This is a genomic window from Formivibrio sp. oc-25 (genome assembly GCF_055810895.1).
Genome location: NZ_JBVVOL010000015.1, coordinates 32,747 through 52,044, shown reverse-complemented (window position 1 = coordinate 52,044; position 19,298 = coordinate 32,747). Strand labels below are relative to the sequence as shown.

At 58.4% G+C, this 19,298-nt stretch carries 16 protein-coding genes; 6 read left to right on the top strand and 10 right to left on the bottom strand.

The features are described 5' to 3' along the window. Positions 1-7 precede the first annotated feature (7 nt). Complete coding sequence (locus AC0KVQ_RS11150; RefSeq protein ID WP_473421238.1) at positions 8-3,082, top strand: efflux RND transporter permease subunit; 3,075 nt, start codon at positions 8-10, stop codon at positions 3,080-3,082. Here AC0KVQ_RS11150 and motD read toward each other — a convergent pair. Genes motD through rluC form a run of 5 tightly spaced genes read right to left on the bottom strand, consistent with a single transcriptional unit; the run spans position 3,076 to position 6,798 of the window. Further along, entirely contained in the window at positions 3,076-3,870 is a 795-nt protein-coding gene (motD, locus tag AC0KVQ_RS11145) for a flagellar motor protein MotD (protein WP_473421237.1), read from the bottom strand. The two genes, AC0KVQ_RS11150 and motD, sit on opposite strands and share 7 nt — an antisense overlap. 16 nt (positions 3,871-3,886) lie before the next feature. Next, complete coding sequence (locus AC0KVQ_RS11140; protein WP_473421236.1) at positions 3,887-4,819, bottom strand: S49 family peptidase; 933 nt, start codon at positions 4,817-4,819, stop codon at positions 3,887-3,889. A 4-nt stretch (positions 4,820-4,823) separates the two neighbouring features. After that, on the bottom strand, positions 4,824-5,165 hold the full coding sequence (locus AC0KVQ_RS11135; protein ID WP_473421235.1) for a Rieske (2Fe-2S) protein: 342 nt from the start codon (positions 5,163-5,165) through the stop codon (positions 4,824-4,826). Then, positions 5,162-5,842 (bottom strand): HAD-IA family hydrolase, encoded by a 681-nt coding sequence (locus AC0KVQ_RS11130; RefSeq protein ID WP_473421234.1) that lies wholly within the window; start codon positions 5,840-5,842, stop codon positions 5,162-5,164. Before AC0KVQ_RS11130 ends, AC0KVQ_RS11135 begins: the two co-directional genes overlap by 4 nt. Further along, entirely contained in the window at positions 5,839-6,798 is a 960-nt protein-coding gene (gene rluC / locus AC0KVQ_RS11125; protein ID WP_473421233.1) for a 23S rRNA pseudouridine(955/2504/2580) synthase RluC, read from the bottom strand. The genes AC0KVQ_RS11130 and rluC overlap by 4 nt, the downstream gene beginning before the upstream one ends. 603 nt (positions 6,799-7,401) lie before the next feature. Here rluC and AC0KVQ_RS11120 point away from each other — a divergent pair. From AC0KVQ_RS11120 to AC0KVQ_RS11105, 4 genes are all read left to right on the top strand, one after another. After that, on the top strand, positions 7,402-10,335 hold the full coding sequence (locus tag AC0KVQ_RS11120; RefSeq protein ID WP_473421232.1) for an Rne/Rng family ribonuclease: 2,934 nt from the start codon (positions 7,402-7,404) through the stop codon (positions 10,333-10,335). Between the two features lie 113 nt (positions 10,336-10,448). Beyond that, on the top strand, positions 10,449-11,270 hold the full coding sequence (locus AC0KVQ_RS11115; protein WP_473421231.1) for an HDOD domain-containing protein: 822 nt from the start codon (positions 10,449-10,451) through the stop codon (positions 11,268-11,270). Positions 11,271-11,584: 314 nt separating this feature from the next. Then, complete coding sequence (locus AC0KVQ_RS11110) at positions 11,585-12,337, top strand: basic amino acid ABC transporter substrate-binding protein (protein WP_473421230.1); 753 nt, start codon at positions 11,585-11,587, stop codon at positions 12,335-12,337. Between the two features lie 80 nt (positions 12,338-12,417). After that, complete coding sequence (locus AC0KVQ_RS11105; RefSeq protein ID WP_473421229.1) at positions 12,418-13,218, top strand: amino acid ABC transporter permease; 801 nt, start codon at positions 12,418-12,420, stop codon at positions 13,216-13,218. Between the two features lie 65 nt (positions 13,219-13,283). Here the strand turns inward: AC0KVQ_RS11105 and mltG are convergent, their stop codons facing one another. Together mltG and AC0KVQ_RS11095 are read right to left on the bottom strand one after the other, a co-directional pair. Beyond that, positions 13,284-14,276, bottom strand: a complete 993-nt coding sequence (mltG, locus tag AC0KVQ_RS11100) for an endolytic transglycosylase MltG (protein ID WP_473421228.1) — start codon at positions 14,274-14,276, stop codon at positions 13,284-13,286. Between the two features lie 13 nt (positions 14,277-14,289). After that, on the bottom strand, positions 14,290-16,236 hold the full coding sequence (locus tag AC0KVQ_RS11095; RefSeq protein WP_473421227.1) for an ATP-dependent DNA helicase: 1,947 nt from the start codon (positions 16,234-16,236) through the stop codon (positions 14,290-14,292). Positions 16,237-16,465: 229 nt separating this feature from the next. On the opposite strand from AC0KVQ_RS11095, the gene AC0KVQ_RS11090 reads away from it, so the two are divergent. Then, positions 16,466-17,347 carry an HDOD domain-containing protein gene (locus AC0KVQ_RS11090; protein ID WP_473421226.1) on the top strand — a complete coding sequence of 294 codons (882 nt, stop codon included), beginning with the start codon at positions 16,466-16,468 and terminating at the stop codon, positions 17,345-17,347. A 17-nt stretch (positions 17,348-17,364) separates the two neighbouring features. On the opposite strand, the gene AC0KVQ_RS11085 is transcribed toward AC0KVQ_RS11090, so the two are convergent. The 3 genes from AC0KVQ_RS11085 to crcB form a co-directional block, all read right to left on the bottom strand. Next, positions 17,365-18,402: an RNA methyltransferase gene (locus tag AC0KVQ_RS11085; RefSeq protein ID WP_473421225.1), complete on the bottom strand. Its 1,038-nt coding sequence runs from the start codon at positions 18,400-18,402 to the stop codon at positions 17,365-17,367. Between the two features lie 63 nt (positions 18,403-18,465). Beyond that, complete coding sequence (locus tag AC0KVQ_RS11080) at positions 18,466-18,786, bottom strand: DUF190 domain-containing protein (protein WP_473421224.1); 321 nt, start codon at positions 18,784-18,786, stop codon at positions 18,466-18,468. A 91-nt stretch (positions 18,787-18,877) separates the two neighbouring features. Beyond that, entirely contained in the window at positions 18,878-19,261 is a 384-nt protein-coding gene (gene crcB / locus AC0KVQ_RS11075; RefSeq protein WP_473421223.1) for a fluoride efflux transporter CrcB, read from the bottom strand. Between the last annotated feature and the right edge of the window lie 37 nt (positions 19,262-19,298).

Sequence of the window (19,298 nt, the reverse complement as noted above, 5' to 3'; positions counted from 1 at the left end):
AACGCACATGATCCTGTCCGAACACAGCATCCGCCGGCCGGTTGCCACCGCTTTGCTCTGGCTGGCGGTGATCGTCGCCGGCACCGCAGCCTGGCTCAAGCTGCCGATCTCGGCACTGCCGTCTTTTAACCTGCCCAAGATCAGTGTATCGGCCAATTTGCCGGGCGCCAGCCCGGAAACCATGGCGGCATCCGTCGCCAATGTGCTGGAAAAACAGTTCTCAACCATCCCCGGCCTGACGATGATGACATCGTCCAGCTCGCTGGGCAGTACCAGCATCACGCTGGAATTCGACCCGGCGCGCGATATCGATGCCGCAGCGGTTGATGTGCAGGCAGCCTTGCTGCGCGCCAATCGCAGCCTGCCCGATGACATGAGCAATCCGCCGAGTTATCGCAAGATCAACCCGGCGGACGATTCGATCCTGAATGTCGGCATCACCTCTCCCTCGTTGTCGCCGTCGCAACTCAATGATTTTTCCGACAACCTGATCGCACCGACACTCTCGACCGTCAATGGCGTTGCACAAGTCACGATCAACGGCCAAAAGCGTTACGCGGTACGCATCCTGGTGGATGCCGAACGACTGGCCGCGCGCGATCTCACCATCAGCGAACTGGCCAGCGCCCTGCGCGCCACCAACTCCAATTCGCCGGTCGGCACCTTGCAAGGCAAGCGGCAGGTACTGATCATTGGCGCCAATGACCAGCTCAAGCGCGCCAGCGAATTTGCCAGCCAGATCATCACGGTAAAAAATGGCCAGCCTGTGCGTCTGGCAGATGTGGCCAGCGTGGAAGACAGTGTGGAGAACATCAAGTCGGTGAGCTGGGTGAATGGCGAACCGTCAATCGTGCTGCAGGTCTATCGCCAGCCCGATGCCAATACCGTGGCAGTGGTTGATGCTGTCAAGGAAGCGTTGCCGCGCATTCAGGCCCAGATGCCAGCCTCGGTCGAGATCAAGCTGCTCAACGACCGTTCGCTCTCGGTGCGCGAGGCCATCCATGATGTCAATCTGACCATGCTGCTGACCATCGCGCTGGTGATCATGGTAATCCTGCTGTTCCTGCGTCGACTCTCAGCCACACTGATTCCGTCTGTTTCGCTGCCCGTTTCTCTGCTCGGTACGTTCGCGCTGATGCTCTGGTTTGGCTACAGCCTGAACAATATTTCGCTGATGGGGCTGACCATCGCGGTTGGACTGGTGGTGGATGATGCCATCGTGGTACTGGAAAACATCGTGCGCCACGTTGAAAATGGCATCAAACCCTTCCAGGCCGCGATCCGGGGCGCACGTGAAGTCGGCTTCACCGTGATCTCGATCTCGATCTCGCTGATTGCCGTATTCATCCCGATCTTTTTCATGCCCGGCGAAACCGGTCTGCTGTTTCATGAATTCGCCGCGGTGGTTTCACTGGCCATTGCCGTTTCCGCGCTCGCGGCGCTGACCATCATCCCAATGTTGGCCGCACGCTTCGTGCGCCACCATGACGAGACCAAGCAAGCACCAGCCTGGAGCCGGGTATTCGAGCACGGTTTCAACCTGCTGCTGTCAGCCTATCGACACTCGCTGATTTATAGCGTGCGGCATCGCTGGATTGTCTGGTTGCTGGCTCTGGGCACCTGCATCCTCACCGTGTGGCTGTATCTGGGTATTCCCAAGGGTTTTTTCCCGGAAGAAGATATCGGCCAGATCAGCGCCAGAACCACTGCAGATCAGGACATTGCTTGGCCGGCAATGCGTGCCCTGCAGCGGCAGGCCATGGAACGTGTCCAGAAGAACCCGAATGTTGCCAATCTGGTGTCGTTTTCCAGCGGCAACAACCGTGGTTTCATGTTCATCACGCTCAAGCCACGCGCCGATCGCGCCTCGATGCCGGAAGTGATTGATACCCTGCGCAAATCAACAGCGGGCATTCCCGGCTTTTCCGTTACCTACAACCCGATCCAGAACCTGCGCATCTCCGGGCGGGGCTCTACCAGCCGTTATCAATTCACCCTGCAGTCGGTCAATATCGACGATCTCAATCTTTGGGCTGATCGCCTGATGCGGCGCATGCGCGAGGCCGAGCATGTCTTTGTCGATCTGAATACCGATGCCGAACGCACCGCGCTGCAAGCCAAACTGATCATTGACCGCCAGAAAGCTCAGGGCATGGGCATCGACATGCAATCGGTGCGCGATGCCCTCAACAATGCGTTTGGCGAACGCGAAGTCAGCACGATCTACCAGCCGCAGGATAATTTCCCAGTCCTGATGATGTTCTCGGACAGTTACCGTCAGGATGAAAACGGTATCAATCACCTGTATGTGCGCAGCAAGAGCGGGCAGCTGGTACCGCTGAGCGCTTTCACCACGGTCGAGCGTGCACGGATCAACAATGCCATCAACCACCAGGGGCAACTTCCATCGGTCACGCTGAGCTTTAACCTCGCAGGCAGTGCATCGCTCTCGGATGCGGCCGTGGAAATGAACAAGATCCGCCAGGAATTGCGCCTGCCGGCCCATGTCTTTGGCGACTTTGCCGGCGATGCGGCCATTTTCCTGAAATCGCAAAGCAGCCAGCTCTGGCTGATCCTGATTGCCATCGCCGTGATCTACGTGATCCTGGGTGTACTGTACGAGAGCTGGATCCATCCGGTCACCATCCTGGCCGGCATTCCCTCTGCCGCCGTCGGCGCGCTACTGGCGTTGAAAGTTCTGGATATGCAGCTCACCTTCATTGCCATGGTCGGCATTTTGCTGCTGATCGGCATCGTGAAGAAAAACGCGATCATGATGATCGACTTTGCCCTGGAAGCCGAACGAAAAGACAAGCGACCGCCGTATGACGCGATTATCGAGGCCAGTTTGCTGCGCTTCCGCCCGATCATGATGACCACGCTGGCTGCGATGATGGGCGCACTGCCAATTGCACTGGGCATTGGCGCCGGGGCCGAATTGCGCCAGCCGCTCGGCGTGGCGGTGGTGGGCGGGCTGATCTTTTCCCAGCTCGTGACGCTTTACATCACGCCATCGCTCTATCTTGGCTTTGACAGCCTGCAGCGGCGCTGGCTCAAACGCAGCCAAACCCACGCTCACTGAAGGTGAGTAGGAATCACCGCAATATCATCACGATTATCGGCCAGGATATTCAGCGTAACGCGGCGATTGCGCGCACGACCATCGGCCTTGTCGTTGGAATCCACCGGCCGCTGGTCGCTGTAACCAATCACCACCAGCCGCTGTGGTGCCACACCTGCTTCGACAAACAGGCGCACCACGCTGGCGGCACGGGCGCTGGACAGCTCCCAGTTGGACGGATAGAGACCGGAGCGGATCGGTGCGTTGTCGGTATGACCCTCGATCTGGATCAGGTTGTCGGAATCGCGCACCATCGCAGCCAATGCCCGCAACAGCTCGGAGGAGGATGACTGCAATTCGGCGCGTCCCAGATCAAACAGCACTGAATCATTGATCTCGACGGCGATACCGCGTTTGGAGTGGGTAACGCGCACCTTGCCCGTATCGATCAAGCTTCCCATCGACTGTTTGATATTGCCAGCCATGGACTGCATCTTGCGCGCCTTCTCGGCCTGCAGCAGGGAATCCTTGCCGGCAGACTCCGCTGCGGATGAAGCTGGCTGGATAATCTGCTTCGTCGGGGTTCCGGTCAGGGGCTGCGGGTTGCGCAGCGGATCAGGCGCATTGGGTGCCGTATTGGTGAAAGCGCTGACCAGCGATTCGGACAGCACGCGGTACTTGCCCTCATTCACGGACGAAATTGCATACATCACCACGAAGAATGCAAACAACAGCGTGATGAAGTCGGCATAGGAAACCAGCCAACGCTCGTGATTGTCGTGTTCCTGATGCCGGACCTTGCGCGCCATGGCTATCCTTTTCCGCCTATTTGAGCTGCAAACCCAGCTCGGCACCCAGGCGGGTTGCCGCTGCCACGCCTACCTGCCGCGCCACACGGTCAGCCCAGCTGGGCTGGGGGGTGAAATCAACGACATTCTCGACTTTCACGATCTCGCGCGCCACACGGTCGACCGATCCCAATTCATCGACCAGACCCAACTGCTGCGCAGTGGCACCGCTCCAGACCAGGCCGGAAAAAATATCGGGATTATCCGCCAGCTTCTTGCCACGTCCGGATTTCACCACATCGATGAACTGCCGATGCACTTCATTGAGCATGGCTTGCGCCTTGCTGCGCTGCTCCGGCTGCAACGGCGAGAAGGGGTCAAGGAAACCCTTGTTTTCACCGGCCGTCAACAAACGCCGCTCAATGCCGAATTTCTCCATGGTGCCGGTAAAACCGAATCCATCCATCAGCACCCCGATCGAGCCGACCATGCTTGCCTTGTCGGCAAAAATCTTGTCGGCGGCGACTGCCACGTAGTAGCAACCGGAGGCACAGACATCCTCGATCACCACATACAGCGGAATATCGGCATGCGCCTTGCGCAGGCGACGAATCTCGTCATTGATCATGCCAGCCTGTACCGGGCTACCGCCAGGACTGTTGGCACGCAGGATCACGGCTCGGGTATTGCCGTCTTCGTAGGCGGCTCGCAATCCTTCGACAATCTGACTGCTGTCGGTTTCACCGCCCGCAGCCAGGGTACCCTCCATATTGACCAGGGCAGTGTGCTCGCCGGCAGCAGCCTCATCCGTCCCGCCCTGCAACACGCCGGCCACCAGCAACAGGCCACCCAACAGCCAGACAAAGGTCAGCAACTTGAAAAATATGCCCCAGCGCCGGGCCGCACGTTGCTCGCGCAAACTGGCGGTCAGCAGATCATGCAACGCGCGCCGCTCCAGATCATCATGCATGGCGTTACACCTCCTTCAACCAGATTTGACCATCACGTTCCTCGACCGACAACGGTACGAGACCGGGCCCGCGGCAAGGACCACCCAGGCAGCGCCCGTCATCAGGCGAATAGTAGGCGCCATGCACCGAGCAAACCAGAAACTGGCCGGTCATATCAAAAACATGGCCGGGATTCTGATCGAGTTCGAGCGGGATATGCACGCATTCGTTGATATAGGCATGCACCCGCCCCTGATAGCGAATCACAAATGCCGGGGCTTCATCGCCATAGATGCGCGTCACGAACCGCTTTGCCAGGCCGCCATCAACCAGATCTTCCGATGCGCAGATTACACGTTCATTCATGCTGCATTCTCCAGCAACCAGCGAGTCAGGGAAGGAAAGTCATCGAAATGTGCAACCGGATTCAAGGGCAGCATGTCCTCGATCGGATGCGCACCATAACTCAACACAGCACCATGGGTACCGGCATTGCGCGCCAACTCCATGTCGTGCGTGGTATCGCCAATCATCAGGGTGCGATGCGGCGCGGTCAGGGTGTAATCCAGAATATATTCAAGCATGGCCGGATGCGGCTTGGAAAATGCCTCATCCGCGCAACGCGTGACCTCGAAATACTCGCCAATGCCGGTTTGCACCAGCATGCGGTTCAGCCCGGCACGTGCCTTGCCTGTGGCGATTGCCAGGGTATAACCGGCATCGCGCAATTGCGGCAACGCCTCTTCCACTCCCTCGAACAGCTCCAGCTTATGCTCGCCCGAGAAGAAATTGCGCTTGTAGGCATCCACCAGCGCAACGACCTGGGCGTCATCCGCTTCGGGGGCCAAGTAGTTCATGGCTTCCTTGAGGCCATAGCCAATCACGAAATTGCAATCGCGGTAAGAAGGCTCCGGCAGACCGACATCGCGAAAACCCGCCTGCAGGGAACGGGCGATGGTTGAAGTGGAATCCATCAGCGTGCCATCCCAGTCAAAAACCAGGAGATCAAAGCGACGGGCGAAATTTTCGGTGTCAGGCATCATGTTTGTGCTTCGTGGTCCAGAATATTCAGAAAGGCTTGCAGTTCATCGGGCAGTGGCGCTTCCAGTGCCAGCTTGTCGCCGGTCAAAGGGTGAATCAGGGTCAGGCGCCATGCATGCAGGAACATGCGGCGCAACCCGCGCTTTTGCAATGCCCGGTTGATGGCCGGCTCGCCATATTTATCATCGCCAAGGATGGCGTGGCCGGATGCCGCCAGATGCACGCGGATCTGGTGGGTACGGCCTGTTTTAAGTTCACACTCCAGCAGCGAGCAATCCGTCCAGACTTGCTGGCGATTGATAACCGTATGCGAAGACAGGCCATCCTCGCTCACCTTCACGCGGCGCTCGCCATCCGGCGTTTCATATTTGAGCAACTTCAGCTTCACATGGTTCCGCGCATGCGGCCACACGCCCTCGACCAGCGCCAGGTAGCGTTTGTCGATCTGGTGATTGTCGCGCAGCATTTCATGCAGTTTGGTCAGCGCTGAACGCTTCTTGGCCACCAGCAGAATGCCCGAGGTTTCCCGATCCAGCCGGTGCACCAGCTCCAGAAAACGCGCCTGAGGCCGCTGGGCGCGCAAGAGTTCGATCACGCCAAAACTCAGGCCGGAACCGCCATGCACGGCTAGGCCTGCCGGCTTGTTCAAGGCGATCAGGCCCTCGTCTTCATAGATGACGGGCACCTGAACATGCGCAGCGGCCGCCTCGGCCGTGGAGGTATCCGGTTTTTCCGCCAGGCGTACTGGCGGAATACGCAATACGTCACCGGCGGCCAGGCGGTAGGTGACATCCACCCGCCCCTTGTTCACCCGCACTTCACCACCGCGCACAATGCGATAGACATGGCTCTTGGGCACGCCCTTGAGCATGCGCAACAGGAAATTATCCAGGCGCTGTCCGGCCTCGTCGGCACTGATGGTCAGGAATGTGACGGATGCTTTGCTTGTCTCGCTCATATTGACATATACTCTGGTTCGCGTTGCACATGGTAAACCGCAACGCAGTACTGCGGTGAACACTTGCGATTTTCGTGCCGCAGTTCTGGCATCCGAACAGCCGACCATTGTGTCGTTACCTGCCCAGGGTGCCGCCGACGTTTTTCAAACGATCGGCCTATTGATCCCGATCTTTTGCCATCCCTGCTCTGCCAGGCGATAACCATTCCGCCGCAGGTTAGACCTGCCCCTGTCGGACCATGTGTCCCCCAGGCGCGAGCGCGGAAAGCGCCATGGCCCCAGTCAAGGCAAACCGGTCAGGGAAGCGGTTAATCTCGCTCACCGCAAAAAAGCAGCGATATTAATATGATTTGTATACATCGCGCACCGACGGTTATTTACATGTTCCGCCCCATCACAGCGGCGGGACTGGAAGTTTGGCACACACCCGTTCCACAACAAACGAGGAAATCTCAGCACCCGGCGCAACCTTTTCCCTGATCCTGGCCACGCAGCTGCCGCTCCAAACGGCTTTGTGCGCGCATTTCAAGCCCCGAACAGGCCAAAACCGCCCGGCGCAGAGCGCCGCTTCCTCCTGCCGTTGTCGTGCGCGCAGGAGTCAACATGAAACGTATGCTGTTCAATGCAACGCAGGCCGAAGAGCTGCGCGTTGCGATCGTGGACGGACAAAAGCTGATCGATCTGGATATCGAATCGGTCGGCAAGGAACAACGCAAGTCCAATATCTACAAGGGTGTCATCACCCGGGTCGAGCCTTCTCTCGAAGCCTGCTTCGTCGATTACGGCTGCGATCGTCACGGCTTTCTGCCATTCAAGGAAATTGCCCGCTCCTACCTCGGTGACGGAGAAGGCGGCGGCCGTGGCCGTGCGCTGGATGCCCTGCGCGAAGGCCAGGAGCTGATCGTCCAGGTCGAAAAGGACGAGCGCGGCAACAAAGGCGCTGCACTGACTACCTATATCAGTCTGGCTGGTCGCTACCTGGTTCTGATGCCGAACAATCCGCGCGGTGGTGGCGTTTCGCGCCGGATCGAAGGCGAAGAGCGTAACGAACTGCGCGCTGCCCTGGATCAACTTTCTCCGCCCCCTGGCACCAGCCTGATCGCCCGTACCGCCGCGATTGGCCGCAATGTCGAAGAGCTGCAGTGGGATCTGAACTATCTGCAGCAGCTCTGGGCCGCTATCGAAGGTGCTGCACATGCCCAGCATGGCGCATTCCTGATCTATCAGGAATCCAGCCTGGTCATTCGCGCCATTCGCGATTACTTCCAGCCCGAAATCGGTGAAATCCTGATCGACAAGGAAGACGTGTTTGAACAGGCACGCCAGTTCATGAGCCACGTCATGCCGGCCAATGTGAACCGCGTCAAGCTGTACAAGGACGACGTACCGCTGTTCTCGCGCTTCCAGATCGAACACCAGATCGAAACCGCTTATGCCCGTGAAGTCGGCTTGCCTTCCGGTGGCGCAATCGTTATCGATCGTACCGAAGCGCTGTGGTCGGTCGATGTAAACTCCGCCCGTGCAACCAAGGGTGGCGACATCGAAGAAACCGCACTGCGTACCAACCTGGAAGCGTCCGATGAAATCGCTCGCCAGTTGCGCCTGCGCGATATGGGTGGTTTGATCGTGATCGATTTCATCGACATGGAAAACCCGAAGAACCAGCGCGACGTGGAAAACCGCCTGCGCGATGCGCTGCATTATGACCGCGCCCGCGTCCAGACCGGCAAGATCAGCCGTTTTGGCCTGATGGAACTCTCGCGCCAGCGCCTGCAGCCGAGCCTGGAAGAAACCAGCCATATTGCCTGCCCGCGCTGCCACGGTACCGGCTTTATCCGCGGCATCGAATCCTCGGCCCTGCATATCCTGCGCATCATCCAGGAAGAGGCCATGAAGGAAAACACCGGGGCCATCCATGCCCAGGTACCGGTTGATGTCGCCACCTTCCTGCTCAACGAAAAGCGCGCCGAACTGTTCGCGGTGGAAGCACGACTCAAGGTCAACGTGGTGCTGATCCCGAACATGCACCTCGAAACGCCGAATTACTCGGTCACCCGTCTGCGTCACGACGACCTCAACCATATCGACGAAAACCTGCCGTCCTACCAGATGGTAGAAGCACCGGCCGAGGAAGGTTACCAGCCCAACAAGGGCAAGGAAGAGCAGGCCAAGCGCCAGGAGGCCGTGGTCAAGGGCATTACCCCGGCACAACCGGCTCCGGTCAGTGCGCGCGACACCAAGGCCGCAGAAGGTCCTTCGCTATGGCAGCGCATCCTGAATTTCTTCAAGAGCGAACCTGTTGAAGAGCAAAAGCCAGTGCGCCAGCAGCGTCGCCGTACCGAACGCGGCGAGCGCAACGACCGCAATCGTGGCGAACGTACCGAGCGCAATGACCGCTCGCGTACCGAGCGCAACGCCGATGAGCAACAGCAGCCACGTCGCGGCGGCAAGGCGCGCATCGAGGAAGATCAGGCCAAGCCGGCACGTAACGAGCGTGGCAACCGCGCACACGCGCAGCAAGAACGTACCGAGCGCCCGGAAAAGGCCGAGCGCCCCAACCGTGCTGAGCGCCAGCAACGCTCCGAGGAAGACAAGGCCGCTCGCGCCGAACGTCAGCAAGCCGAGGCCAAACAGTCGGTAGCCGTTGCAGCAACGGAAGCGCCGGAAGCCGTGGAAAGCAACAACGAATCGCGTCGTCGTCGTCGTCGCCGTTCCGACCGCCGTGACCGGGGTGAAGCACAAGCGGTTGCCGCCGAGGCGCAGCAAATCACTGAAAGCACGGTGACACAGCCGGTTGAAAGCAGCGCACAAGCCGAAGCAGCTACCACCAACCGTGAAATCAGCCAGCCCGAAGCCCCGGTTGTCGCGACTGAAGCTCCTGCCGCAGCAACAGAACTCGAGACCACGGTCGTTCAGCCTGCAGCACCGCAGCCTGCACCCGTTGCCGAGGAAGCCATCGCAGCAGCGCCTGTCGCCGCCGAGGTCGTTACAGTGGCTCAGGAAGCGATTGCGGCAGCCGCACCGGTTGAAACAGCGCCAACTCCGGTCAACGCAGAACCGGCTGTGGCTGCTGTGACGCCAGAAGTGGCCGTGTCCGCAGCACCTGCGGCCGAACCGGTTCAGGCGCAACTGGTACTGGAACCCGTCGCAGAAGCCAAACCGGCACTGGTCATCGAAACACCAGCACCTGTAGCCGAAACGGTTGTGACACCAGCCCAGCCCGCCATCGTGATCGGCACGCCGGAAGAAGCAGGACTGGAAATGGTCGCCACGCGTCAAGCAACGGAAGCACCACCCGCGCTGGAACTGCCTGCTGTGGCGCCACGCCGTCGTCGGCGTGATACACAAAAGGCCGCAGCCAATGCATCCACGCAAGAACCGCTGCAACTGGTGGAAACCAGTACCACGGCTACTGCGGCAGAAGTCGTTGTCACGACCGAAGCTCACCAGGCCCGAACCCGTCGCGACCGCACAACCGAAGCAGAAAAGGTTACGGAAGCGACTGAGCTGGTACAGGTCCAGACACGCGAATCCTGAATTTCGCCGCAGTAAACTCCATGCGAACCGCCAGCCCACAACTGGCGGTTTTTTCATGCATGCGATAACGGGCTACACTGGAACCATCCACGCACTGCAAGGAACAACGATCCATGAAGCTTGAAGATGTGTTTGAACAGACACACCGCTTGCCCTCCGTCCCGAAAGTTGTGCAGGAATTGATCACCAGTTTTGGCAAACCCGATACGGTCATATCGGATATTGCCGAGCGGATTGCCATGGATCAGGTACTGGCGGCCAAAACGCTGCGCCTGGCGAATTCGGCGCATATTGCTTCAAGCCATCGCATCAGTTCGCTCAATGAAGCAGCCATGCTGCTCGGCTTTTCCACCCTGCGCACGCTCGTCATCGCCACAGGTATCAGTGGCGCGTTTGTCACCACCCCCGGCTTTGATCGCAGGCAGTTCTGGCAAAACAGCCTGGATATCGCGGCCTGTGCCCGCTGGCTGGCACAGCAAATCCACGCAGATGCGGATGCTGCGTTTGCCTGTGGCCTGCTGCACAATATCGGCGAGTTGCTGATTCATGTGGTAGCGCCGGAATTGGCATTTCATATTGATCAGTCAGTCGCCAAAGGCGCCGACCGGAAAACCATCGAAAACAACAGCATCGGTTTTGACTACATCGAGGTGGGGGCCGAACTGGCGCGGCGCTGGAGTTTTCCGGAAACCATCCATCTGGCCATTCGTTATCAAAATGAACCGCTGCGCCATCCTGAATGTGCACCACTTGGCGCAATCCTGCATCTGGCCATCCAGCTTTGCCGTCTGCAAGCCGCCCAGTCACCCCTCCGCGCAGACGATCTGCCCGCCGCCGTACTGACTGCACTCAATCTGGATGGTCCAACCGTCATTGCCGGGCTGACCCAGACCCGAGCAGCACGCCATGAGATGGATATGCTGCTTAATGCCTGAGAACCTGTTTACGATCCTGCTGCGAAGCCGTGATCGGGGCTCATATGCTGCACAAAATCCTCATGTACTACTTGTACACTCCGGTTTTTGCGCTGCTCTTCACCCCGCTGACGGCTTCTCGCTACCGATCGTGAACAGGTTCTGAGAACTTATTCAGTCTCTGAGACTGACTGGCTTTGCCAATCAGGCATTTCACGCGTCAAGTTCTAGGGTTTTTCCTGACACGCAGCAGGAAGGCTATCGGTTATGATGCACATGCGCCGGGCTGCGGCGCCTGTCATGCCACCCACAACAATGCTACTCAGGAGCTTTCCATGATTCGTCGCCAGTTCGTTGCCGTTGCAGGCACCGCCCTTGCCGGCCTGCTGTTGGCCGCCTCTGCTCATGCTGCCAAGGTTTATCAGGTCGCCACCGATGCGGCCTACGCTCCGTTTGAATACCAGAACGAAAAGAAAGAAGTTGCTGGTTTTGATGTCGACGTACTGAAGGCGATTGCTGCCAAGGCCGGCATGGAAGTGAAATTCACCAATACGCCGTGGGAAGGCATCTTCGCCACGCTGGGTACGGGTGAGCGCGACATCGTGATCTCTGCGGTGACCATCACACCGGAACGTCGTCAATCGATGGATTTTTCCGAGCCATATTTTGAAGCCAAGCAGTTGATTGCTGTTGGCCAATCCAGCAAGGTTGCTGCATTTTCTGATCTGAAGTCCAAAAAGGTTGGCGTGCAGACTGGCACCACCGGCGATGAAGCCGTGCAGAAACTGCAAGGCAAGACCAGCCCGAACATCAAGCGCTATGAGAGCACCCCGCTGGCCCTCAAGGAACTGCTCAACGGTGGCGTGGAAGCCGTCGTCGCTGATAATGGCGTGGTGGTAAACTTCCTGGCCAACAACAAGGGTACCAAGCTCAAGATTATCGATGACAAGAGCTTCGAAAAAGAGTACTACGGCATTGCCGTGAAGAAGGGCAACAAGGAACTGCTCGACAAGATCAACAAGGGCCTGGCCGCCATCAAGGCTGATGGCACCTACGCCAAGATCTACAAGCAGTATTTCGGCGGATAAATCTGCTTGCAGCATGTCTGACAAAGCGCGATCCTTACACGGGATCGCGCTCTTATTTTTGATCAAGCCTATACACGACCATGGATTTCATCACTTTCTGGAAGCACATTCAGGAAACAGTGCCGCTTCTGGCAGGCTTTCGCCTCGAAATAGTCTGGGAATACCGCGAGTTATTCCTGGAAGGGATCAAGATGACCCTGACTGCCACGGTCATCGCCGTGGTGTTTGGTACGCTGATTGGTCTTTTCTGCGGCATGGCACGCCTGGCTGACGTCAAGCATGGTCCGTGGAAGTATCCGGTCATGTTTCTGGTGCGCTGGCCATCTACCGCTTATGTCACCTTTTTTCGTGGCACTCCGCTTTTCGTCCAGATCCTGCTGATCCATTTCGCAGCCATTCCGATCTTCATCCATCCGGACGAGGGGCTGCTGATCTCGGGAGAACTGGCCGCCACGCTGCGCCAGGACTATGGTGCGCTGACTTCCGGCCTGGTGGCACTGACACTGAACTCCGGCGCCTATATCACGGAAATCTTCCGGGCCGGCATCCAGTCGATTCACCGCGGACAATTCGAAGCCTCGCGCTCGCTCGGCATGGATTACTGGCAGACCATGCGTTTCGTGATCGTGCCGCAGGCATTCCGCCGCATGCTGCCGCCGCTTGGCAATGAAGCGATCATGCTGCTCAAGGACAGCTCGCTGGTTTCCGCCATCGGCCTGACCGAACTGGCCTTTGCCGCACGTACCGTTGCTGGTGCCTATTCGCGCTATTGGGAGCCGTACATCACGATTTCGCTGATCTATCTGGTCATGACCCTGGCCCTGGCAGCCGTGGTTGAACGCATGGAAAAGCGCTACAAGGAAGCTGGCGGCATACACTGACCCGCCATCAGACCAATAAAAAAACCGCACGTTCCTTCGTGCGGTTTTTTATTGCCTGACAGCCATCAGCGGGATAACTGGTATTTGCGCACTGCAGCGTTGTGCTCGTCTAGCGAACTGGAAAAATGCGAGCTGCCATCGCCTTTGGCAACAAAGTACAAGGCCTGCGTCGACGCCGGGCGAGTGGCCGCCGCCAGCGCAGCCTCGCCGACGAACGCGATCGGCGTCGGAGTCAGGCCACTGCGGGTGTAGGTGTTATAGGGCGTATCGGTTTCCAGATGAACCCGGCGCAGGTTGCCATCAAATTTCTCGCCCAAGCCATAGATCACGCTGGGATCGGTCTGCAGACGCATGCCAATTTTCAAGCGGTTGGCAAACACCCCTGCGATCTGGGCACGATCTTCCGGCTTGCCGGTTTCCTTTTCCACCAGCGAAGCCAGAATCAACGCCTGCTGCGGATCATTCAGGGGCAAGGCCGGATCGCGCTGCGCCCAGGCGGTATCGAGCTTGCGCTGCAGCAACCGGTGCGCACGCGCCAGCAATTGCAGCTCGGAACCACCCTTGCTCAGATAATAGGTATCAGGAAAGAACTGCCCCTCGACGCTGGCCACCGGCAAGCGCAAGGCGGCTGCCAGTTCCGCCTCGTTCAGACCGGTGGCATCGTGTACCAGATCGGGATTGGCTGCCAGCGCGGTTTTAAGCTGGCGCCAGCTCCAGCCTTCGATGATCTTCACGGCCACCATCGAGACATCGCCGGCCGTCAGCTTTTTCAACAACTGCTGCGCACTTGTCGCTTCGCTGATCTCGTAGCTGCCCGCCTTGATGCGCTTGTCGGCCAATTGCACACGCGCCAGTAAGGTAAATTGCTGTACATCATCGATAATACCCTGCTTGTGCAACTGGTTGGCCGCACTGGCAAAACTGCCTGATTCCACCACGAAATCCGTCGGCACCTGCACCGGCAATGGCCGGTTGGCATAGCCCCATAACCAGGCTGCCGCCCCAGCGACCAGCAACAATGCCAAGAGGCACAGCATGCCCACGATGCGTGCGAGCACGCCCCCACTTGCCTTACTTTTCAACTTGCGTCTTGCCACGTTTAACCTCGTAAAAACGCCGCACATTATCGAGTTCACGCGTGCGGTACATCGGTGGCAGGCTGTTCCAGACCAGCTTGCCGTAGTGTTTTTCCACCAGCCGGTTATCGGCGATCATCAGGATGCCGGTATCGGTTTCATCGCGGATCAGCCGCCCCGCCCCCTGTTTCAGGGTAATGGCCGCATATGGCAACTGGTATTCCATAAAGGCATTGCGTCCGGCTTTTTTCATCTGCTCGATGCGTGCCGACAGCACCGGATCATCCGGTGGCGCAAACGGCAGTTTATCGATGACCACGAGCGAGAGCTGCTGGCCTTTTACATCGATCCCTTCCCAGAAGGTCTGGCTGGCCACCAGCACCGCGTTGGGCGCGCGGCGGAAATTATCCAGCAATTCGGTGCGGCTGCCCTGCCCTTGCAGGAAGACCGGCCACTCCTGCCCGGCCTCCTTCAGCCTGGCCGTAATCAATTCATGCGCCTCGCGCATGGCGCGCAGCGAAGTGAACAGCATGAAGGCGTGGCCTTGCGTCAACTGCAACAGCGGCCAGACCGCATCGATCACCGCGCGCGTATATTCCGGCGCATTCGGTTCCGGCATGTTCTGTGGCACATACAGCGCCGCCTGTTGCTTGTAATCGAACGGACTATCCCACAACGCAGTCTGCGCATCCCACAACCCGAGCTCATGCTTGAAGTGCTCGAATTTGCCATTCACCGCCAGTGTGGCCGAGGCAAAAACCCAGGCACGCGGATGATAATTGACCTGCTTGCGAAAGATATCGGCGATATTCAACGGCGTGGCATGCAACAGGAAACCATGACCGGAGACATCGATCCAGTGCACCGCATCTTCATGATCGCCATCCTGCCAGCGTGTCAGTGCCGCCACCAACTCCTCGGCCCGCTGCTGGCACTTTTCCAGCGCCTCGGCGCGTTCAGCCTGTTTGGCCAGCAATTCGCGCAACACCTTCAGGCGTTCGATCACCTCAGTCAGTGCAGGTGCAAAGGCCGGGTAGGTATCGAGCTGGTGCGACGGCAAGCGCACTGAATCCGACTGGAACGCCAGCCTGGCATCCTTGACTGCCTTCTCCAGCACTTCGGCTGCCTGCGGCAACTGGATGAACTCCTTGGCCACCACAATCGCTTCGGCTCTGGCATCGCGCGCGAGTTCCACCAGCTGGCCGGAAGTCACCGTTTCGCCAAAGAACAGGCTGGCCACTTCGGGCAATTGGTGCGCTTCGTCAAAGATGACGGTATTGCAGGCAGGCAGCAACTCGCCTGCGCCTTCATCGCGCAGCCAGACATCGGCAAAGAACAGATGGTGATTCACCACCACAACATCGGCTTCCTGCGCTTCCTTGCGCGCCTTCAGGACAAAACAATCCTTGTGATTCGGGCAATCCTGGCCCAGACAATTGTCGCGCGTGGAAGTGACATAGCCCCAGATCGGCGCGTTTTCCGGCACACCCGGGCAGGCAGCCTTGTCGCCCGATTGCGTGGTTTTGGCGTAACGCTCGACCTTGTGCAGGTGCGTCACGTCTTCCTTGTTCAGAAAACGCCCCTCATGGCGGGCACGCTCAAGATGGTAATGGCAGACATAATTACTGCGCCCCTTGAGTAGGGCGATAGTGACCGGAACCTTCAGCACATCGCGCACGGTGGGGATGTCGCGTTGGAATAGCTGATCCTGCAGTGTCTTGGTACCGGTCGAAACGATCACCTTGCCGCCTGAAAGCAGCGCCGGGACCAGATAGGCAAAGGTCTTGCCGGTACCGGTACCAGCCTCGGCCACCAATTGCCCTTGCGCCGCGATGGCATCTGCCACGGCCTGCGCCATTTCCAGCTGCTGGGGGCGCAATTTGTAGCCAGGGAAAGCAGCGGCGAACAAGCCATCATCGCCAAAAACATCTTCAAGGGTCATGGACAGGATTCTGTTGGAAGATAGACACTTTTTATGCAGACAAAGCCAAGGTTCGCAACATTGTTCGCAATGACGTGATTCTATCTTATCCGGATGGTGCCAGTTGCCTGGCACGAAACTTGATTGATTACACAAACCCCTACACGGATCGGTTGCTTTCGAAGCGAAAGATGCGCACAGTTGATACTGTGCCAATTACGAAACGAACAAGACTCGGCAGGAGAGCACGGTGAACGCCAGTACAAACGACCTCAGCGGCGATGCACTCAACACGCAAAGATTGCAGATGCTGCGGGATATCGCTGAAGAACTTGCAGGTGAAATCGTTTTCCCCACCTGCCTTGATCTTTCGATGCAGATTCGGGCCTGCCTGCGTGAAGGCCAGGCCTCGTCGGCACGTTTGCAATCACTACTGGTCCTGGAACCATTGATCAGCGCAAGGTTGGTACAACTGGCCAACACAACCGCCCACAATCCGGAAAAAATCGAGCTCCGCGATGTTCCGGCCGCCTGCCAGCGGCTTGGCATCGATGTCGTGCGCAACCTGGCACTCGGCATCACCAGTAACCAGATCCAGCATGCTCGCGCAATGACCGGTTTTGAGGAACTGGCGCGCAAACTGTGGCAGCACAGCAGGATCAGCGCCAGTGCCTGTGCGATCATCGCCCGTCACATGACGCGCATTCCGGCCGAAGAGGCTATGTTCGCAGGCTTGATCCACGATATGGGCGCGTTTTACATGCTGTACCGGGCCGCGCAATACGATGAATTGCGCCACCGGCCGGATACGGTCAAATACCTGATCATGCAATGGCACGAAAGCATTGGCGCATCCTTGCTCAATGCTCTGGAATTGCCGGAATCCGTGGTGGAAGCCGTCGCCGACCACGATGTGCCGCGGCCATGCCCAGTGAAGCCGCGCAATCTGCGCGAGGTGGTGTATCTCGGAAATATGCTCGCTGGAGGCGCCTTTGAGTGGCAACACCAGGATATCAGGCAGGAAACCATTGACCGTCATTCACCGATACCAGCCTACCTGGCATTGCAGGAAGAAATACAGGCCCACGCCAACAGCCTCGCCAGTGTGCTGATTGCGGCCCAACCCGGCTGAGTAGACTGGGTAGGCTCTTATCCCGACTGACCGGTTCGGCGCTGCAATAAAACCACCGACTCTCTCGCGCGCAACTGTCCACAGCCGCCTTCGACATCCTGGCCAGCCGAATTGCGCAAGCGGGTGAGAATGCCATGCTTATTCAGCCAGCGCGCAATCGCCGCCGCCTTCTCTCCGGCAGGACGGCGAAAAGGCAAATCGGCGATGGTGTTGTAGGGAATCATGTTCATCATCGCGTACTTGCCGCGCAGCAGACGCACGATGTTTTCCAGTTCTTCCTCGCTGTCGTTCACGCCTTCGAGCAAGGTCCATTGATACTGGACCGGATAGGCCACGCGGCGCGCATAGTCCTCGGCCAGTTCAACCAGCTCCTGCGGTGCAATGCGGGGGGCATTGGGCAACAGTCGCTCACGCAAATCGGCTCGCGTGGAGTGCAGAGACAGTGCCAGGGCAGGCTTGACCACCCCTAGCGGCAAACGCTCAAACGCGCGCCTGTCCCCCACCGTGGAAAAAACCAGATTCTTGTGGCCGATCGCGCCTGCCGTTCCCAAGATTTCGATCGCTTCAAGCACGTTGCCCAGATTGTGCGAGGGCTCGCCCATGCCCATGAACACCACTTTCTTCACCGGCCGCCGCTGTCGTGCAAGCACCACCTGCGCCAGGATCTCGGCACTGCCCAACTGACGCAGCAAACCTTCACGTCCGGTCATGCAAAAGGCACAGCCAACGGCACATCCTACCTGGGTCGACACGCACAATCCGTCGCGCGGCAGCAATACGCTCTCGATCGTCTGGCCATCAGCCAGTTGCAGCAACAGCCGCAAGGAACCGTCATCGCTCGGGTGCTCGGAACGTACCCGGGCCAGGCCACCCAGCTCCGCCGCCAGCTGCGGCAGGTCCGCGCGGATTTCCTGCGGAAAGAAATCCTGGGCCTGGCGACGGCGTGCACCGCTATCGAGCGGCCGCGCCTGCAACCAGGCACGCAGCACCCGCTGTTCATGGCACGCCTTGGCACCGCGATCACGCAAAAATTGTTGGATATGTTCAATACGCATGGCGCGCGCAATATAGCACTGCGGCAGGTGGGCAGGATAGGCTTGCCGATGAAGATGGCGGCCTCACTCCGCTTCGCCCAATACGCCAAACTCGATGGGGACCTTGGTGTAGAACAGGCGCACGTTTTCTTGCTTGAGCCGTGCAAACAACCGATCCACCTCTTCCGGGGTTACCGCCATCACCACCTCGACAGGCTGATCCGTCAACTCAAAAAATCGGGCCGAGTGAATGCGGTGATTTCGCCCGAACCCTTCTTCGGCCGGAAACAACGTCGCACCCGTCAATCCCAATTCCTTGGCCAGCCACACCAGCCACTCGCCGACCGGCATGCCATGCATGCGCCTGTCTTGCTGGGTAAAAAAGGTCAATTGATAGCCATTCATGCTCGCACTCCCGTACCCGGTCAGCCAGTTTTCAATCTAGATCATGGAATAAGGCTGTTTCTGGCTGCATTGCCAATCAGCCTGCTGGGGCTCACTGCCCGCGCAACACATGCATCGTGAAGAGGCCCAGCAAAGTCATCAACAACGAACCAAGCACATGGGCAGAAATGGCCAAGCCAGCCCAAGTCAGGCGGCCTTGCTGAATCAAGGTCGACACCTCGGCAGAAAACGTGGAAAAAGTGGTCAAGCCTCCCAGAAATCCGGTAATGATGAACAACCGCCATTCTGGCGCCAGTCCAGTATTTGCAGAGAAAAACGCCAACGCCAGACCAATCAGATAACCACCGAGCAGATTGGCCAGCAAGGTTCCCGGCGGTATGGCTGGATACAAAGCATTGAGCGCGGTTCCCAGCAACCAGCGCAACACGGCCCCGAGCGAAGCACCCAGGCTTATGGCAATAACGGAACGAATCACTGTTCTCCTCATTCGGTTTTTTAATAGCCTGCCAACT